A 13,943-nucleotide genomic window follows, 5' to 3' on the forward strand; every position below is an offset into this window, starting at 1 on the left:
CGGATGAAAATAAAGTCGGCCGACTTTGTAATGAGCAACTCTGATGTTGCCAAATGCCCGAAAGAGCCTTTACCCGAGTACGCCTTTATTGGTCGTTCTAACGTTGGTAAATCTTCTTTGATCAATATGTTGACCGAGCGCAAAAGCTTGGCAAAAACATCTGGCAGACCCGGTAAGACCCAATTAATCAACCATTTTAAAATCAATGAAAATTGGTTTTTGGTAGATTTACCCGGCTACGGTTATGCCCGTGTTTCTAAAAGAGATAAAAATACCTTTCAAAAATATATCACCAATTACTTTTTACAGCGAGAGCAGCTTGTTTGCTCTTTTGTACTTATAGATATTCGCCATGACCCTCAACCTATAGATCTGGAGTTCATGCAATGGATGGGTGAAAACGGAGTACCTTTTGCCATTATCTTCACCAAGGCAGATAAATTAAAACCAAAAGCTGTTGAGCGCCAAGTAAAAAAATATATAGATCAGCTTTTAGCCGACTTGTGGGAAGAAGCACCGCCACACTTTATAACCAGCTCAAGCCACCGTAGTGGTCGCGATGAAGTACTGGCATATATAGATGATATTAACGAAAAGTTTTTCGAGGCAACGAAGAATGGTTGATGGTTGATGGTTGTTCGTTGTTGGTTGTTGGTTGTTCGTTGTTGGTTGTTCGTTGTTGGTTGTTCGTTGTTGGTTTTTTTTAACGCTGCGCGTTTTTTTGTACTAAGTATTAAGTACAAAGTACTAAGCTGTTCGTGTAAGTTATTCGTACTACGTACTCAGTGCTGTATGCTATTCACTTTACACTCCATATACCCTACTTAATACTTATTACTTATTACTTTGTACTTAATACTTTGTACTTAGTACTTCTTTATTAACGTCTTAGCGAGCAAAGCGCGGCTATCAGTTTGTTTGGAATACGAAAACTCACCTTGCAACCGAAATGTCACTTCGGCTTCGCTCAGCGACCGATCAAAACGAAATGTCACTTCGAGGGCAGTCGAGAACTTTGGAACACTGAAACTGCGTACCGAAAGCGAAATGTCATCCTGAGCGCAGTCGAAGGGACTGGAACACGCAAACTCACCTCATAACCTAAATGTCGCTTCGGCTACGCTCAGCGACCGAGTAAGCTTTGCGACCGAGTGAGACCAACAACCGACAACCATCAACCAAACTCAGCAACCGAGTGAGACCAACAACCGACAACCAACAACTATCAACCAAATTATAATCAACCAAGCGCAGCAATCAACTCCTCCACTCCCTCAAAAGCATTCAATTTCTCAGTCGTGACCAACACCTCTAAATCATGAGACGTTTCTACTAATATAATAGGATAGGTATACTTATGTCCAAATTTGCTTTTATAGCTTTTTTGAAACTCATCTTTATGAAAGAATTCTAACTCGTAGCCTTTGGCTAATAAGCTTTCCCTAAAACCTTTCCACTGCTTGTTCTCGGTAAAACTGCCATAAGTTAAACTGCAGAGATTGCAGTTATAGGTAGCTGGCTTAATGATTTTATGGGCGAAGTCTAACATTTTGCTGCCCGTATCGCTATTGGCATTATAGATAAATAGAATTTTCTTTGACATGACCTTTTGGTCGTAAAAATACCCAAATCATACATAAATGTTAACCAATTATGGTTTCCCGTAATGGAGTTTGAAATGTTAATTGTAGGTTTATTCTTTAGTGGTATATTAGAAGTGTAATTACTCATATTTCTGAATATAGGGAAATATGCGTAATTGGGCACATACACCATAGTTGTAAAACATATTAAAAGACCCACTTCAAATAAATGAAAGTTTACGTAAAATGTCCTAAATGTGAAAATGAACTCGGATATTCAACAAATGCGAATACTCGAGTAGAGTTTGCGATGCAAGACAGAGAGAATAAAAAACTGACTTGTAAAAATTGCGGACGGACTACAGATTTTCACGTGGACGAACTTAACGCAAAAGAATCGAATTTAGCGAAAATTGGTGCCGGACTTATTTTCTTAATTGGCACACCGCTTATGTTCTTATTTGTAAGCCCAATATTTACAGGAAGTCGGAATCATTATATAATTTTCATAGTTGGAGGATTTTTACTTGTCCCAGTAGTCGCATACGGAATTATAAAAAAACAAGACCAAGTAAGAGTTAGTTCCTTCAATCGGAAAAAACTAAAGGGACGGATTCACAACATCTAAAAAATACGTTTTACAACAAAACCTAAACGTAATGCGGACTTTAGGGCTAAATCGAAAGGTCTGTGTATATTTATAATGTCGCTAAATCTTATGGATTTAGCTTTGGACAAGAAAAAATAAAACTAAACAATAAGCTTTAGCTTCGTGCGCAGACGGAAACGAAAAGTTTCCTTACTACCGCACTACGCTTAGCCTAGACGTTATGCACAATTTGGTACGATATACAAACATCCTTTACAGAGTTATAGAAACATCGTTTACACTTTTTAAGTTGCATTTGAAACCAAAATTCAGATGCTATGCCTTGGAAAGAATCAACGATTATGGAACAAAAAATTGAATTTATCTGTGAATGGCGAACTGGAAAATATACCATCACGGAGCTTTGCCGAGTCTTTGAGATATCAAGGCCAACGGCTTACAAAATCATTGCCCGCTTTGAAAACGAAGGCTATGAAGGGCTTAGGGAACTCTCCAGAAAACCGCGTAGCCCACACCCTAATGCCACCAATGGAAAAGTAGTGGACCAAATTCTTGAATTGAAAGAAAAACACAAGGCATGGGGAGCTAAAAAATTGCACACCTTGTTGTATAAAGATTTTCCCGATGAATTGATACCATCTGTCTTGACCGTTCATAACATCCTGAAAAAACACGGTTTGGTATCGCCTCAAAAACGACTTAGAAGAGTGAAGCCCGTACATCCCATTTTCGACCCCGAAGAGTGTAATGAAGTGTGGAGTGCAGACTACAAAGGGAAATTCTTGATGGGCAACAAAATCTACTGTCACCCACTGACCATTGCCGATTCCAAAAGCCGATTTGTATTTACGGCCAAAGGGCATTACAAAGAAAACCTTGCATCGGCAAAGGCAGAGTTTAAAAGGGTTTTTAGGAAATTTGGTATCCCAGGACAAATACATACCGACAATGGAAGCCCTTTTGGTTCGGTTGCCGCAATACAAAGATTTACCCGGCTCTCCTATTGGTTCATTGAACTAGGTATCATGCCTGTATTTTCAGATCCGGCACACCCTGAACAGAACGGACGACATGAACGTATGCACCGCGATTTAAAAGCCGCTTGTGCCAAGCCTTCAGCTTATGACCTAAAAGCACAACAAAGGCGCTTAAACAGCTTTGTAAAAGAATATAATCACGTAAGACCACACGAAGCTCTTAATATGAAAACACCTGCCTCGGTTCATGAGTTCTCTACAAGACCATTCCCGGAAAAAATACATGAATTTGATTACGATACGAAAATGAAAGTATTAAAAGTCACACAAAATGGAGCCATTAGATGGAAGTCATATAATTGGGTTTACCTTTCCGCTTCGCTCCAAGGTAAACACATCGGAGCACTGGACATTGGCAATGGTATTTGGAGAGTGTTTTATAGAAATGTATTTTTAGGTTACTTTGATGAACATGTATTTAGAAAAAAAGAACAATCAGTGAGGTTGGAAACTAATTTAGTGTAAACTCTAATCTATAACTTTTGTAAACCATGTATATTAACGAACATTTAACACACCTAGAAAATGACAGCTAAAAAATTCTTATTTATACTCATTTTTGTTTCAATTTATCAATTCAGTTTTTCGCAAGAAAACAATGTTGCGTCTTATTATGTCCCTGCTGTAAATGGAACAAAGTTAGCTGTGGATGTTTACTTCCCAGAAAAATACAAAAATCAAAAACTTCCTGTGCTCTTTGAATTTACCCGATACTGGAGAGGCAAAGAAGACGCGAAAACAGGAAAGCCAATAGTCTCACTCAGTAAACGCGATAAGTATTTTCTTGACCATGATTACATCCTTGCAAAAGTTGACGTCAGGGGAACTGGTGCTTCTTATGGAGTTCGTTTAGGAGAATACACGCCTACCGAAGTGAAAGATGCTTGGTACATTGTTGATTGGGTAGTAAACCAACCCTGGTCTGATGGTAAGGTGGGAGCCTATGGTACCTCTTACTCTGGGACAACAGCAGAGCTTTTATGTGCAACGCAACATCCAGCCATTAAAGCGGTTATTCCTGGTTGGTCGGATTTTGACGTATATGAGAGTCCTAGTCGTCCTTATGGAATGCTTGCAACAAGTTTTATAGCGCCATGGAGTCAATATGTTGATTGGTTAGACCAAAATTCAGTGGAGAATCTGGGCGAAAGTGTTCGGCGTGTGAGTGAAGATTTTCTAATAGATGCAATTAAAGAACATGAAAACAACCCAATTGTATTGGAAGGTCTTATTCAAGCACGATACAAGGATTCCAAATTTGGGAATTTCAAGTTTGAAGAACTTGACCCCTTGCATTGGAAAAAGGAAATTTCGGAATCAAATGTACCAATGCTCGTTCTTACAAGTTGGCTTGATGCCGGAACAGCAGAAGGTACTTTATTAAGGTTACAGCACTTTACTAATCCGCAGAAAGTTGTCATGATGCCAACTTCACATGGAGGAGGTTCTCATGCCAGCCCGTTTGTTGTTTCTGACAGTATCGTTGAACCTGTTCCATCGGTAATTGAACAGCTTAGACTACAACTTAACTTCTTTGACCATTACATAAAGGGGAATGACAAAGGAGTTGAAGATTGGCCAACAATTAAGTACTATAATTTTGGAGAAGAATCATTTAAACAATCTGATATTTGGCCACCCAAAGGACAAGAAAGAATTAAGTATTATTTAGATACCAACGGAAAATTAAATACTTCATCATCAGATGAACCTCAAGGTATGGATGAATATCTAGTTGACTTTTCCGTAAGTACTGGCACAAACAATCGATGGACAACCCAAATGGGAAAACCCGTTCTTAACCTCAATAATCGCAATGCTGCCGATTCTTTAATGCTAACTTATACATCAGCACCTCTTGAAGAGCCTCTTCAAATCTCGGGAACACCAGTAATTTCTCTCAATCTATTTTCAACACACAAAGAAGGAGCGATTTTTGTCTACTTAGAAGATGTTGACCCTAATGGAAAAAGCAGATACATCACAGAAGGAGGGCTTTTACTTGAACATCGGAAATTATCTAAGAATGATATGTTTAACGAAATACCGTATCATTCATTTAGAAAATCAGATGCATCACCTATGCCTATAGATAAGATTGAAGAAGTCATCTTTAAATTACATCCAACATCAATTCTCATCAAGAAAGGACATTCTATAAGAATTGCGATATCAGGGGCTGACAAAGATACATTTGACAAAGTTCCGACAGAAGGAATACCAACTTTGAGCATATACAGGAATAAAACAAACATATCTTTTTTAGAATTACCAATAATAAAATAAAACATGTGCATAACAATGGTCATAAGTAATTACTTGTTCTCACCTACTTCTGAAAACATATAATATTATAATTACCTTCGTTATCATTTCAACAAAAAACAACACACCTTCCCTCAATCACAAAACAAATGGAACAACAAGGCTCAGATATCATTGCAAATAGATACAAGAAATTTATAAAAACGGTTTGCGAAACAGACATTGTTTATGCGCTACAAAATCATGAAGGCTTTGCCACCTCAGCTTCTGCGCATTATGAAAATGAACGTGGTAAACCTGTTGACATACTATGTTTTTGGGCAGAAGGTGCCAGAGCGAAATCTTGCACTATAAACCATTGGAGCAACTACCAAATTACAGAAATAGCATTAGTAGATTTTATAGAAAATTGGGGTGTAGGCATGGAAAATGACGGCATACTAGCTGGTATAGAATTCGACCAAAATATGTTTGGCTATGAAGCCAAACCTTTAGATTTAATTCTTGCCTTAGTTGCGGAAATAAAAGCGACTAATAAAGAACTACCGCTTCAAAAATTTGAAAATATTGCTGATTTGGAGGAACAGGCCAAAGAGGCGAATAAATAAATTAAATTCACATTGAAAACTACTACAATATTAATCGTATTACTTATTACAATAAGTGCTTATAGCCAAAATACTCAAATGAAAAAACCAACTGACCTAACCAAAGAATTCATCAGTGACTATAAAGAATGGAATGATTTTGCGTTTAAATCTAAAGAAAACAAAACTGAAGACTTTAAATTCAAAATAGGAAAAATGTATGATGATTTAATTTTAAAATACTGTAGCCCAAATAAAAAATACCAAGGATTGGCTTATGGTAGCAGTTCTAACCATTGCCCAAATCAAGAAGTTATTTTAGATGAACTTATTGACAACAATACGGCAATAGTCAAAACTAAATTTACCAATGAAAAATTTAGCTTTTTACAACACAACTATGAGTATCATTTCATTTTAGAAAATGGTAAATGGATTCTAGAAGAACTGTATTTAGTTGATGATGACGGTAAGTATAAATCTTTATAAAAAGATAATTTGTCATAACCAAAACCAAACCACTTGAATAAACCACTACTCTAAATAACATCCATGTTTCTATTCTTAACTTCTTGTAAAAAAAGCAAAAGCTGCAAATTTTGAAAGATATGGTGTATCGCTGAACAAAACATTAGTGGCATTAATCGTACCCAACGAACAGAAGAAAATATTATTGACATACCTCTGGAAGATAGAAAAGAACAGAAATTTCATTCTTCAATCTTACGCTCAAGTTGAAAAAAATATCATTAAGGTATTAGAAGAAATAAATGTTGAAATATCTGAGTAAATAATCTCCGATTAAATCCGAAATCCGATTTGAAAAATAAACTGAATATACTTTTACTTACTAGTTTCCTTCTAGCTGTAGCTATTTACTTCTGGGCTAGCGCCCTACACAGTAAGCAAGTTGGAGATATCCCGTTTGACTTGTCTGTTGACAATTCTGAATTTGTGGTTTGCGATGAAGAATATATTGTTCAATACTATTCTGCCGGCACTTATTATAAAGGCGGAGAGAAAGCTATAAAAACGGAACTAAGAGAACTTATTACTCAACTCAATTTCGAAAAATCGGGTATAATCACTTTTAGATTCGTTGTTAATTGTAATAATCAAATAGGTAGATTTCGTACTAAAATGGTGAACGAAAACTTAAAGCCAACCTCCTTTAGATATAGTAACATCAAGCAGATGCAAGAAACTATTAAAAACTTGAAGGATTGGCATGCCGGTAAATGGAACAATCAACCCCTTGATACGTATTACAATTTGAGCTTTAAAATTCAAAATGGTAAAATCACAGATATATTTTAAAGACTATGAAGACTTTTATAAAAATAATTAAAGTGATTTTTACACTACTATTTTTCTCTTTTTCAATAATCATGCTTTATTACACGGCATTTGCTCCTAAAGTTGACCGATTTAAAATGGCTGAACATGTTCAAGGTACCTATTTATCTCAAACTATGTTCGACATTTTGAAAATGCAATATCCAGAGTATTCTGATGCTTATTTTGAGCAATCTGTAGCTTTCAACAAAAGAGGCGACTACGCAAAAGGTTTTGAACTTTTAGACAAAGCTGTTGAACTTGACCCAAAAATACATTTAGGATACAGCGGTTGGATGAAATTGAGAAAATTACGAGATTATAACGGTGCTTTAAGTGATTTCGATAGATTAGACAGCTTAACACCTAACACGACTGATGCGCCCTGGGGAGAAGACATTGACTTTTTACGTGGAGAGTGTTATTTTGGTAAAAAGGACTATCAAAAAGCTATCAGTTTCTTCAACCAAAGTATCATAAACCAAAAAGAAGATTGGGCAGATGTACATACATTTGTTTATCTAGGACTTTGCGAATACGAACTTGGTAATTATGAGAAATCTGTTACTGAATTTCAACGTGCTTTAAACCAATCTGATCACGTACCGGAAGCTCATTTTGGTATGGCAAAAGCGCACCAAAAAACCGGGGAGATAGAAAAAGCAAAAGAGCATATTCTAAAAGCTAAAGAAAATATCGCCTCTAAAAGAGAAGATTATTATAACGAGTTTCTAAATGAAATCTATTTGAATGAAATTTTAGAATTTAAACAAAATCTGAACAACAGTTAACTACTTATTACTGTATAATTAAATCCAAACTGCAAACACAAAAACTCCATGCTACACCTTATCGTCGGAAATACAGGTTCAGGTAAAACAACCTATTCAAACGAACTAAAAAAGAAAACCAAAGGTGTGCTGTTTTCTATAGACACTTGGAACAATACCCTATTTCTACCGGACAAAACCGAAACTGACGGATTAGAATGGTTTTTAGAGCGTATTGAGCGGGCAGAAACCATAATCTTAAATGTGGTAACGCAATTAGAGGAATCTGATATCGATGCCATTTTAGACCTGGGCTTATCAAAATTTGAACACCGCGAAAAGTTTAGGGCTTTTGCAGCATCTAATGGGTTCGAAATTAAACTTCACTTTTTAGATATTTCAAAAAATACCAGATGGCAACGTGTACAACAGCGTAACACCGAAAAAGGAGCTACGTTTGAGTTTGAAGTTACTCAAGAGAATTTCGATTTTATGGAAACCTGGTTTGAAAAACCTACCGAAAATGAACTTAGAGGTAGTGTTGTTATCACCGAATAATACTAATTTTACAACGGCATTTTGCCCATCTATTTTTATAAAACCATACTGTCAACCAAACCAACTACTTGAACGTAAAACATACTTTCGTCAACTTTTTTCTTAAGACCAGTAGCAAGCAAGAATGCCATGAGGTTCTCACCATTTGGAATTCTTATTACGCAGCATTATCAGAAAAGCACCAAGAGTCTTTTGTGGTAAGAACACTGCTGTTTTTAAATACTACAGATTTTGGTTCTACAGAAGGTTTTGAACTTACTACAGAAATGAAACTGGTAATTTCTAGTGCATTCGTTCAGATTACTTTTGGCTTAAAAAAAGATGTACTTAATATCTTCAAAACCATTTTTGTTACTCCGACATCATATTCATACACTGGCAGAGCTATTCTTTATGATGGTGATGTAAATACCGTTACAAAGCGTGTAAACTTATCATGGCCTGCCGTAGAAAAAGGTTTCGTTATTACTAATGACGGGTTAAATATTGCTATTCATGAATTTAGCCATTGCCTAATTATCGAAAATTCTAACGGTTCTTTTTTATCGAAGGTTTTCAATAATACAGACCTCAACGCTTGGAAAGAATTGGCTACTCAAAAACTTCCGCTTATCCGTGAGGGTAACTTTACTATTTTCAGGGACTATGCCGGCACCAATTTAATGGAGCTTTTTGCTACCGCCCTAGAAACATTTTTCGAGCAGCCACATGAGTTTTATTCATACGCGCCTACCTTTTACCGCACTACTGCCAAAGTGCTAAAACAAGACCCGCGTAACGGTAAAAACCCGAAGTAAACTTACTTGGTCTAGAACTTATTGAATTCTTGTTGATTAAGTGAAACAATAGAAAAAATATTCCGTTGTATTTGGTAGTATTAACGTAAATCTTATTCAAAAAGAGTCCATGAAAGAGCCCTTCATTGTTATAATATCATTTATGACTCTACTTACATCTTGTAAGCCATTAAACATAAGTCGATCAAAACACACTAAAAATTATTACAAAGGCTATGAACAAATACATGTCAAACTTTTTTGGAGAAATAGACTTAAGTTCAGATAAAAAATACCATTACTCTGAATTAAATTATAAAAATCGAGAGATAAGTATAGATTTAAATATTTACATAGAAAATAAACCTAATACCGAGCAATTATCCAAGATTGATGATTTCTTAGATAATTTACAAAGTCATGAAGAAGAGCTAAGAAAGTTTATCAAATCAAATTTTAACAATAACGGAATTTCAAAAGAATATATAGAATATCATACTGAAGAATTTGACGATGAAGAACTTACTCCTTTAATTAATATGTCAAATAAAGAAATGTCGATTGAAGAACAATTACTCTCAAATATCTATATTTCAAGAATCGGTTTTTATCCCAATGACAATCGATATATTGTGTTAGATTTCTATGTAAATGATGAGATTTCTGATCAAATATTGGTCTTAATTGTAGAAAACGATATGAGTTATAGCATAACTTGGGAAAGCTAAATATTATGGTAATTAAATTGCATTCTTAATTAAAATCAAACACTTATCTTATGACGAAATCGCTACTTTTTATCGCATCACTATTATTTATACTAACATCTTGCAAAGAAGGTTCAGTTGATAAAACAGAACGCTCTGGCGAACCAGATGTGTACAACGTAGAAGATGACAATGCTAAAATGAACCAGGCTATGGTCAATGCTAAAAATTCTATCGATGAATTTAAAAATGCGCTTGCCAGTGATAATCCCAGTTTCGAGTATTTTACTATAAAACAGAAATTCAATGCCGATGGTGGTGCCGAGCATATTTGGGTGGGTGATATTCAGCTTATAGATAACGATTTTATGGGCATTGTTGCCAACGAACCAGTTTACACCAGCGAAGTAAAATTAGGTGATACTATTACCGTAAATAGCGCTAATATTAGTGATTGGATGTACTATGACGACGGTGAAGTGGTCGGTGGATACACCATTCGTGTTATTCGTGATGCACTTTCACCAGAAGAACAAGCTCAGTTCGATGCTGAAAACGGACTGCTATTTAAATAATTACTTCTTCCTTTTTACTGTTCTGCATTATATAACTAGCTGTATTCTATTGAAATAAAACGTACATTGTAGTTGACAATCAAATCAATCTACACCGTATGAAAACTATCAAAGAAACCTCGAAAGGTATCTTGTGGACTTCTTATATTCTACAAGGCATTGTAATTATTATGCTTTTAATGGGTGCCGTAAACAATGTTTTACAAACCGAAACGGCTGTTAAAGGAGCTGTAGAAATGGGATATCCTTCAGAATATGTCATGGCATTAGGTATAATTTTGGTAGTATCTATAGTACTTTACGCTATGCCAAAAACGATGTTTATTGGTGGTTTGCTCATAACCGCATGGTTAGGTGGTGCAGTGGCAACTCATGTAATTCATAAAGACCATATGACCTTAACTATTTTTCCGGTTATTTTCGGTGTTCTTGTGTGGGTAAGCGTTTTACTCAGAAATAATAAGTTGCGCGCATTGCTTTAGAATAAACAGTATTTTTCAATTCGGTATTTAGTTATTATCTTGGTATGAGAAGTGTCATAGTTCTATTTGCTGTTCATTACTACTTTTGAAAAAAAGTACCATGCAAAAGACATCTTTTACCGAAAATCTAGATTTCAACGATACTAAAATTGTTACTAAAGTGCTATTAGAAACTTCGTTCTCAAAAGAGATCCGCATTCTAATGAAGAACGGGCAACTTATGAAAGAGCACAAAGCTCCTTTGCCTATTATAGTGCATATCGTACAAGGTGAAATTGAATTCGGAGCAGAAGGCACTCATCACACCCTAAAGCAAGGAGATATTATTACCTTAGCCGCAAATGTTCCGCACGACCTTTTAGCGAAATCCGACAGTATTGTTCGACTTACACTTTCAAAACAAGATGCAGCAGAACGGCTAGAAAAAGTTGTTGCCGATTCTTAAAAACAGACCATGAGCGAAATTACCAATAGAGAAGATGTTAGGGTATTGGTGCATACTTTCTACAATAAAATTAGGCAGAACGAAATGCTAGGTCCCATTTTCAACGGACATATTACCGACGAACAATGGCCTACCCACTTAAGCAAACTCACCGATTTCTGGGAATCTAATCTATTCGGTGTCCGTACGTTTAGAGGGAGTCCGTCTAAGGCACATGTCAACGTAGATAAAAATCTTAAGCATACCATTTCTCAAAATCATTTCGCACAGTGGTTACAGCTATGGTCTGAAACTATTGACGAACTGTACGCGGGTGAATTGGCCAATAATGCAAAAGATATGGCTCGTAGAATGTCGACAGGACAGTATATTCATATTTGGCAGAGTAGACCGGAAAATCAGTGATTTTTAGTGAGTTAGTTTGTTAGTTTGTTAGTGAAATAGTGAGTTAGTATTCAGTTGGATAGTGAAATAGTGAGTGTTCATTATCTGTTGGCAATTTCAGTTTTCAGTTGATAGTTTATTAGTGAATTAGTTTGATAGCGGGTTAGTATATAGTTGCTTTTGGCTACTGGCTACCTAAACAATTTAGCTTTGCTAAATACGGCTCTATAAAAACAAGTCTATTCTCTATATTCTATTTTCTCTATTCCAACTTTAATATAACTACTTCATACTTTGTACTCATTACTTAATACTTAATACTTAATACTTAATACTTAATTTAAACAGTATGCAATTGACGAAGCGAGTATGCCAAATCTATTTCGTAAATTGAACATGAAATAATTCGCTAATTGTTAATACTATGGATTTTCTGTCCCCTACCTATTTTTTTGATTATGAAAGTGACGAGATTCAAGACTTGGTTTCTGAATTTAAAAACACCTCACTCTCTGAGAAAGAAATTTCTATTGCACTATATAACAAAGTACGTGATGCATGGCGATACGACCCATACAGCTTGAGTTTCAATAAAGAGAAATACCGAGCCAGTGAAATTGCAAAACGCCCAAAAGGTCATTGTATTGATAAATCTATCATCTTGATTGCGGGACTTCGTGCTCTGGGCATACCTGCAAGAATTCACTTGGCGAAAGTCAAAAATCATATTGGCGTAGAACGATTAATAGAGAAATTCGGATCTAATGAACTGACTCCCCATGGTATGGTCGATGCTTTTATAAACGGCAAATGGCTGAAGCTATCGCCGACATTTAATGCTACGTTATGTGAAATGCTTAATGTAGCGCCCTTAGATTTTGATGGCGAAAATGATTCCATATTACAAGAATTCAATTCAGACGGAACACAGTTTATGGAGTACCTAGAAGACTACGGGCATTTTGAAGATGTACCTATGGAGTTTATGGAACGGAATGCACGAGAACACTACCCAAATATTTTTGACCCCAATAGCAACCAGACCGAGTTTCAGTTGTAGATTTTAACAAACTTTAATACTCAAAATTCTGGTCACCTACTGTACAGATTATTTTTTACAGTACATTCGATGAAAAATACAATTCCCTTGAAAAAATTCATCTTTACTTTATTCATAGTATTCTCATCTTCATTGGTAATAGCACAAGAACCAATGCAATGGACTCCCGATTACGAATTGCAGCTAAGCGACTACCAATCTCCAGAATCGGAAATTAATGCCGCCCTTACCTCCTATTCCATTTATTCTGGCGCCAAAATCGATTTCAGCTTCAATATGAATTCGGTCTCTTTCATGTTCACCAAAAATTTTAACGACAAAGTGAGAGCCATTTTTCAGAGAAACCTGGCTGTTCTGGTTGCTCCAGATTCAGTGACGGCAAATCAATTACTCCGTTTTGGAAGGTATGACTTTGATTTGGTAGAGCTATACTCCAGGAAAATACGCAAGAAAATTTATGAAGAAAAAGGAGCTTTTAGTGACTCCAGTTTATTTCAGCCCATTTTCAACGAGCTACAAGAAGAAATGAACACCGTAAGTGCACAAGTCTTTAAAGCAACCGATTTTGGTAAGGATGCTGAAATGTTACAGAAAGAACACGAAAAGGTAACACAAAAGATACAAGCTTTATCCGACTTTTGTTTGAGTTGTAAGCCGAAGAAGAATAGGAAATGAATTAGCAATTAGCAATTAGCAATTAGCAATTAGCAATTAGCAATTAGCAATTAGCAATTAGCAATTAGCAATTAGCAATTAGCAATTAGCAATT

19 protein-coding genes are annotated in these 13,943 nt (G+C 35.8%); 18 read left to right on the forward strand and 1 reads right to left on the reverse strand.

Going from position 1 to position 13,943, the window contains the following annotated elements:
• Positions 1-3: 3 nt before the first annotated feature.
• Entirely contained in the window at positions 4-624 is a 621-nt protein-coding gene (yihA, locus tag CLV90_RS00270) for a ribosome biogenesis GTP-binding protein YihA/YsxC (RefSeq protein WP_133685532.1), read from the forward strand.
• Positions 625-1,240: 616 nt separating this feature from the next.
• Here yihA and CLV90_RS00280 read toward each other — a convergent pair.
• Complete coding sequence (locus tag CLV90_RS00280; RefSeq protein ID WP_133685534.1) at positions 1,241-1,603, reverse strand: GTPase; 363 nt, start codon at positions 1,601-1,603, stop codon at positions 1,241-1,243.
• Between the two features lie 209 nt (positions 1,604-1,812).
• Between CLV90_RS00280 and CLV90_RS00285 the strand changes: the two genes are divergently transcribed.
• The 17 genes from CLV90_RS00285 to CLV90_RS00360 all read left to right on the forward strand — a co-directional run bounded on the left by CLV90_RS00285 (position 1,813) and on the right by CLV90_RS00360 (position 13,849).
• Positions 1,813-2,211, forward strand: coding sequence for a hypothetical protein (locus tag CLV90_RS00285; RefSeq protein WP_133685535.1), 399 nt, complete (start codon positions 1,813-1,815; stop codon positions 2,209-2,211).
• A gap of 299 nt (positions 2,212-2,510) precedes the next feature.
• The gene (locus tag CLV90_RS00290) at positions 2,511-3,695 is read left to right on the forward strand and encodes an integrase core domain-containing protein (protein ID WP_133685536.1); all 1,185 of its coding nucleotides are present in this window, start codon (positions 2,511-2,513) and stop codon (positions 3,693-3,695) included.
• A gap of 60 nt (positions 3,696-3,755) precedes the next feature.
• Positions 3,756-5,516, forward strand: coding sequence for a CocE/NonD family hydrolase (locus CLV90_RS00295; RefSeq protein ID WP_133685537.1), 1,761 nt, complete (start codon positions 3,756-3,758; stop codon positions 5,514-5,516).
• Positions 5,517-5,644: 128 nt separating this feature from the next.
• The gene (locus tag CLV90_RS00300; protein ID WP_133685538.1) at positions 5,645-6,103 is read left to right on the forward strand and encodes a DUF2750 domain-containing protein; all 459 of its coding nucleotides are present in this window, start codon (positions 5,645-5,647) and stop codon (positions 6,101-6,103) included.
• 78 nt (positions 6,104-6,181) lie between these two features.
• On the forward strand, positions 6,182-6,571 hold the full coding sequence (locus CLV90_RS00305; RefSeq protein ID WP_133685539.1) for an NTF2 fold immunity protein: 390 nt from the start codon (positions 6,182-6,184) through the stop codon (positions 6,569-6,571).
• Positions 6,572-6,716: 145 nt separating this feature from the next.
• Positions 6,717-6,872 carry a hypothetical protein gene (locus tag CLV90_RS19130; RefSeq protein WP_166638510.1) on the forward strand — a complete coding sequence of 52 codons (156 nt, stop codon included), beginning with the start codon at positions 6,717-6,719 and terminating at the stop codon, positions 6,870-6,872.
• Between the two features lie 29 nt (positions 6,873-6,901).
• The gene (locus CLV90_RS00310) at positions 6,902-7,399 is read left to right on the forward strand and encodes a hypothetical protein (RefSeq protein ID WP_133685540.1); all 498 of its coding nucleotides are present in this window, start codon (positions 6,902-6,904) and stop codon (positions 7,397-7,399) included.
• A 5-nt stretch (positions 7,400-7,404) separates the two neighbouring features.
• Positions 7,405-8,208: a tetratricopeptide repeat protein gene (locus CLV90_RS00315; RefSeq protein ID WP_133685541.1), complete on the forward strand. Its 804-nt coding sequence runs from the start codon at positions 7,405-7,407 to the stop codon at positions 8,206-8,208.
• 48 nt (positions 8,209-8,256) lie between these two features.
• Positions 8,257-8,745, forward strand: coding sequence for an AAA family ATPase (locus CLV90_RS00320; RefSeq protein WP_133685542.1), 489 nt, complete (start codon positions 8,257-8,259; stop codon positions 8,743-8,745).
• Positions 8,746-8,813: 68 nt separating this feature from the next.
• A complete protein-coding gene (locus tag CLV90_RS00325; RefSeq protein WP_133685543.1) occupies positions 8,814-9,542 on the forward strand; it encodes a zinc-dependent peptidase in 729 nt (242 codons plus the stop codon).
• Positions 9,543-9,769: 227 nt separating this feature from the next.
• On the forward strand, positions 9,770-10,249 hold the full coding sequence (locus CLV90_RS00330) for a DUF2004 domain-containing protein (RefSeq protein ID WP_208295082.1): 480 nt from the start codon (positions 9,770-9,772) through the stop codon (positions 10,247-10,249).
• Between the two features lie 50 nt (positions 10,250-10,299).
• Positions 10,300-10,803 carry a YegJ family protein gene (locus tag CLV90_RS00335; RefSeq protein ID WP_133685545.1) on the forward strand — a complete coding sequence of 168 codons (504 nt, stop codon included), beginning with the start codon at positions 10,300-10,302 and terminating at the stop codon, positions 10,801-10,803.
• Between the two features lie 98 nt (positions 10,804-10,901).
• On the forward strand, positions 10,902-11,285 hold the full coding sequence (locus CLV90_RS00340) for a DoxX family protein (RefSeq protein ID WP_133685546.1): 384 nt from the start codon (positions 10,902-10,904) through the stop codon (positions 11,283-11,285).
• A 100-nt stretch (positions 11,286-11,385) separates the two neighbouring features.
• The gene (locus tag CLV90_RS00345) at positions 11,386-11,730 is read left to right on the forward strand and encodes a cupin domain-containing protein (RefSeq protein WP_133685547.1); all 345 of its coding nucleotides are present in this window, start codon (positions 11,386-11,388) and stop codon (positions 11,728-11,730) included.
• A 9-nt stretch (positions 11,731-11,739) separates the two neighbouring features.
• Positions 11,740-12,135 (forward strand): group III truncated hemoglobin, encoded by a 396-nt coding sequence (locus tag CLV90_RS00350; RefSeq protein WP_133685548.1) that lies wholly within the window; start codon positions 11,740-11,742, stop codon positions 12,133-12,135.
• Positions 12,136-12,538: 403 nt separating this feature from the next.
• Positions 12,539-13,174, forward strand: coding sequence for a transglutaminase-like domain-containing protein (locus tag CLV90_RS00355; RefSeq protein ID WP_133685549.1), 636 nt, complete (start codon positions 12,539-12,541; stop codon positions 13,172-13,174).
• A gap of 69 nt (positions 13,175-13,243) precedes the next feature.
• On the forward strand, positions 13,244-13,849 hold the full coding sequence (locus CLV90_RS00360) for a hypothetical protein (protein ID WP_133685550.1): 606 nt from the start codon (positions 13,244-13,246) through the stop codon (positions 13,847-13,849).
• Positions 13,850-13,943: the final 94 nt, after the last annotated feature.

This window comes from Maribacter spongiicola, from assembly GCF_004364165.1.
Taxonomy (GTDB): Bacteria; Bacteroidota; Bacteroidia; order Flavobacteriales; family Flavobacteriaceae; genus Maribacter; species Maribacter spongiicola.

Excerpts from the sequence above, each read along its gene's own strand:
- yihA (WP_133685532.1), top strand. The coding sequence starts at position 4 with ATGAAAATAAAGTCGGCCGACTTTGTAATGAGCAACTCTGATGTTGCC.
- CLV90_RS00280 (WP_133685534.1), bottom strand. The coding sequence starts at position 1,603 with ATGTCAAAGAAAATTCTATTTATCTATAATGCCAATAGCGATACGGGC.
- CLV90_RS00285 (WP_133685535.1), top strand. The coding sequence starts at position 1,813 with ATGAAAGTTTACGTAAAATGTCCTAAATGTGAAAATGAACTCGGATAT.
- CLV90_RS00290 (WP_133685536.1), top strand. The coding sequence starts at position 2,511 with ATGCCTTGGAAAGAATCAACGATTATGGAACAAAAAATTGAATTTATC.
- CLV90_RS00295 (WP_133685537.1), top strand. The coding sequence starts at position 3,756 with ATGACAGCTAAAAAATTCTTATTTATACTCATTTTTGTTTCAATTTAT.
- CLV90_RS00300 (WP_133685538.1), top strand. The coding sequence starts at position 5,645 with ATGGAACAACAAGGCTCAGATATCATTGCAAATAGATACAAGAAATTT.
- CLV90_RS00305 (WP_133685539.1), top strand. The coding sequence starts at position 6,182 with ATGAAAAAACCAACTGACCTAACCAAAGAATTCATCAGTGACTATAAA.
- CLV90_RS00315 (WP_133685541.1), top strand. The coding sequence starts at position 7,405 with ATGAAGACTTTTATAAAAATAATTAAAGTGATTTTTACACTACTATTT.
- CLV90_RS00320 (WP_133685542.1), top strand. The coding sequence starts at position 8,257 with ATGCTACACCTTATCGTCGGAAATACAGGTTCAGGTAAAACAACCTAT.
- CLV90_RS00330 (WP_208295082.1), top strand. The coding sequence starts at position 9,770 with ATGTCAAACTTTTTTGGAGAAATAGACTTAAGTTCAGATAAAAAATAC.
- CLV90_RS00335 (WP_133685545.1), top strand. The coding sequence starts at position 10,300 with ATGACGAAATCGCTACTTTTTATCGCATCACTATTATTTATACTAACA.
- CLV90_RS00340 (WP_133685546.1), top strand. The coding sequence starts at position 10,902 with ATGAAAACTATCAAAGAAACCTCGAAAGGTATCTTGTGGACTTCTTAT.
- CLV90_RS00345 (WP_133685547.1), top strand. The coding sequence starts at position 11,386 with ATGCAAAAGACATCTTTTACCGAAAATCTAGATTTCAACGATACTAAA.
- CLV90_RS00350 (WP_133685548.1), top strand. The coding sequence starts at position 11,740 with ATGAGCGAAATTACCAATAGAGAAGATGTTAGGGTATTGGTGCATACT.
- CLV90_RS00355 (WP_133685549.1), top strand. The coding sequence starts at position 12,539 with ATGGATTTTCTGTCCCCTACCTATTTTTTTGATTATGAAAGTGACGAG.
- CLV90_RS00360 (WP_133685550.1), top strand. The coding sequence starts at position 13,244 with ATGAAAAATACAATTCCCTTGAAAAAATTCATCTTTACTTTATTCATA.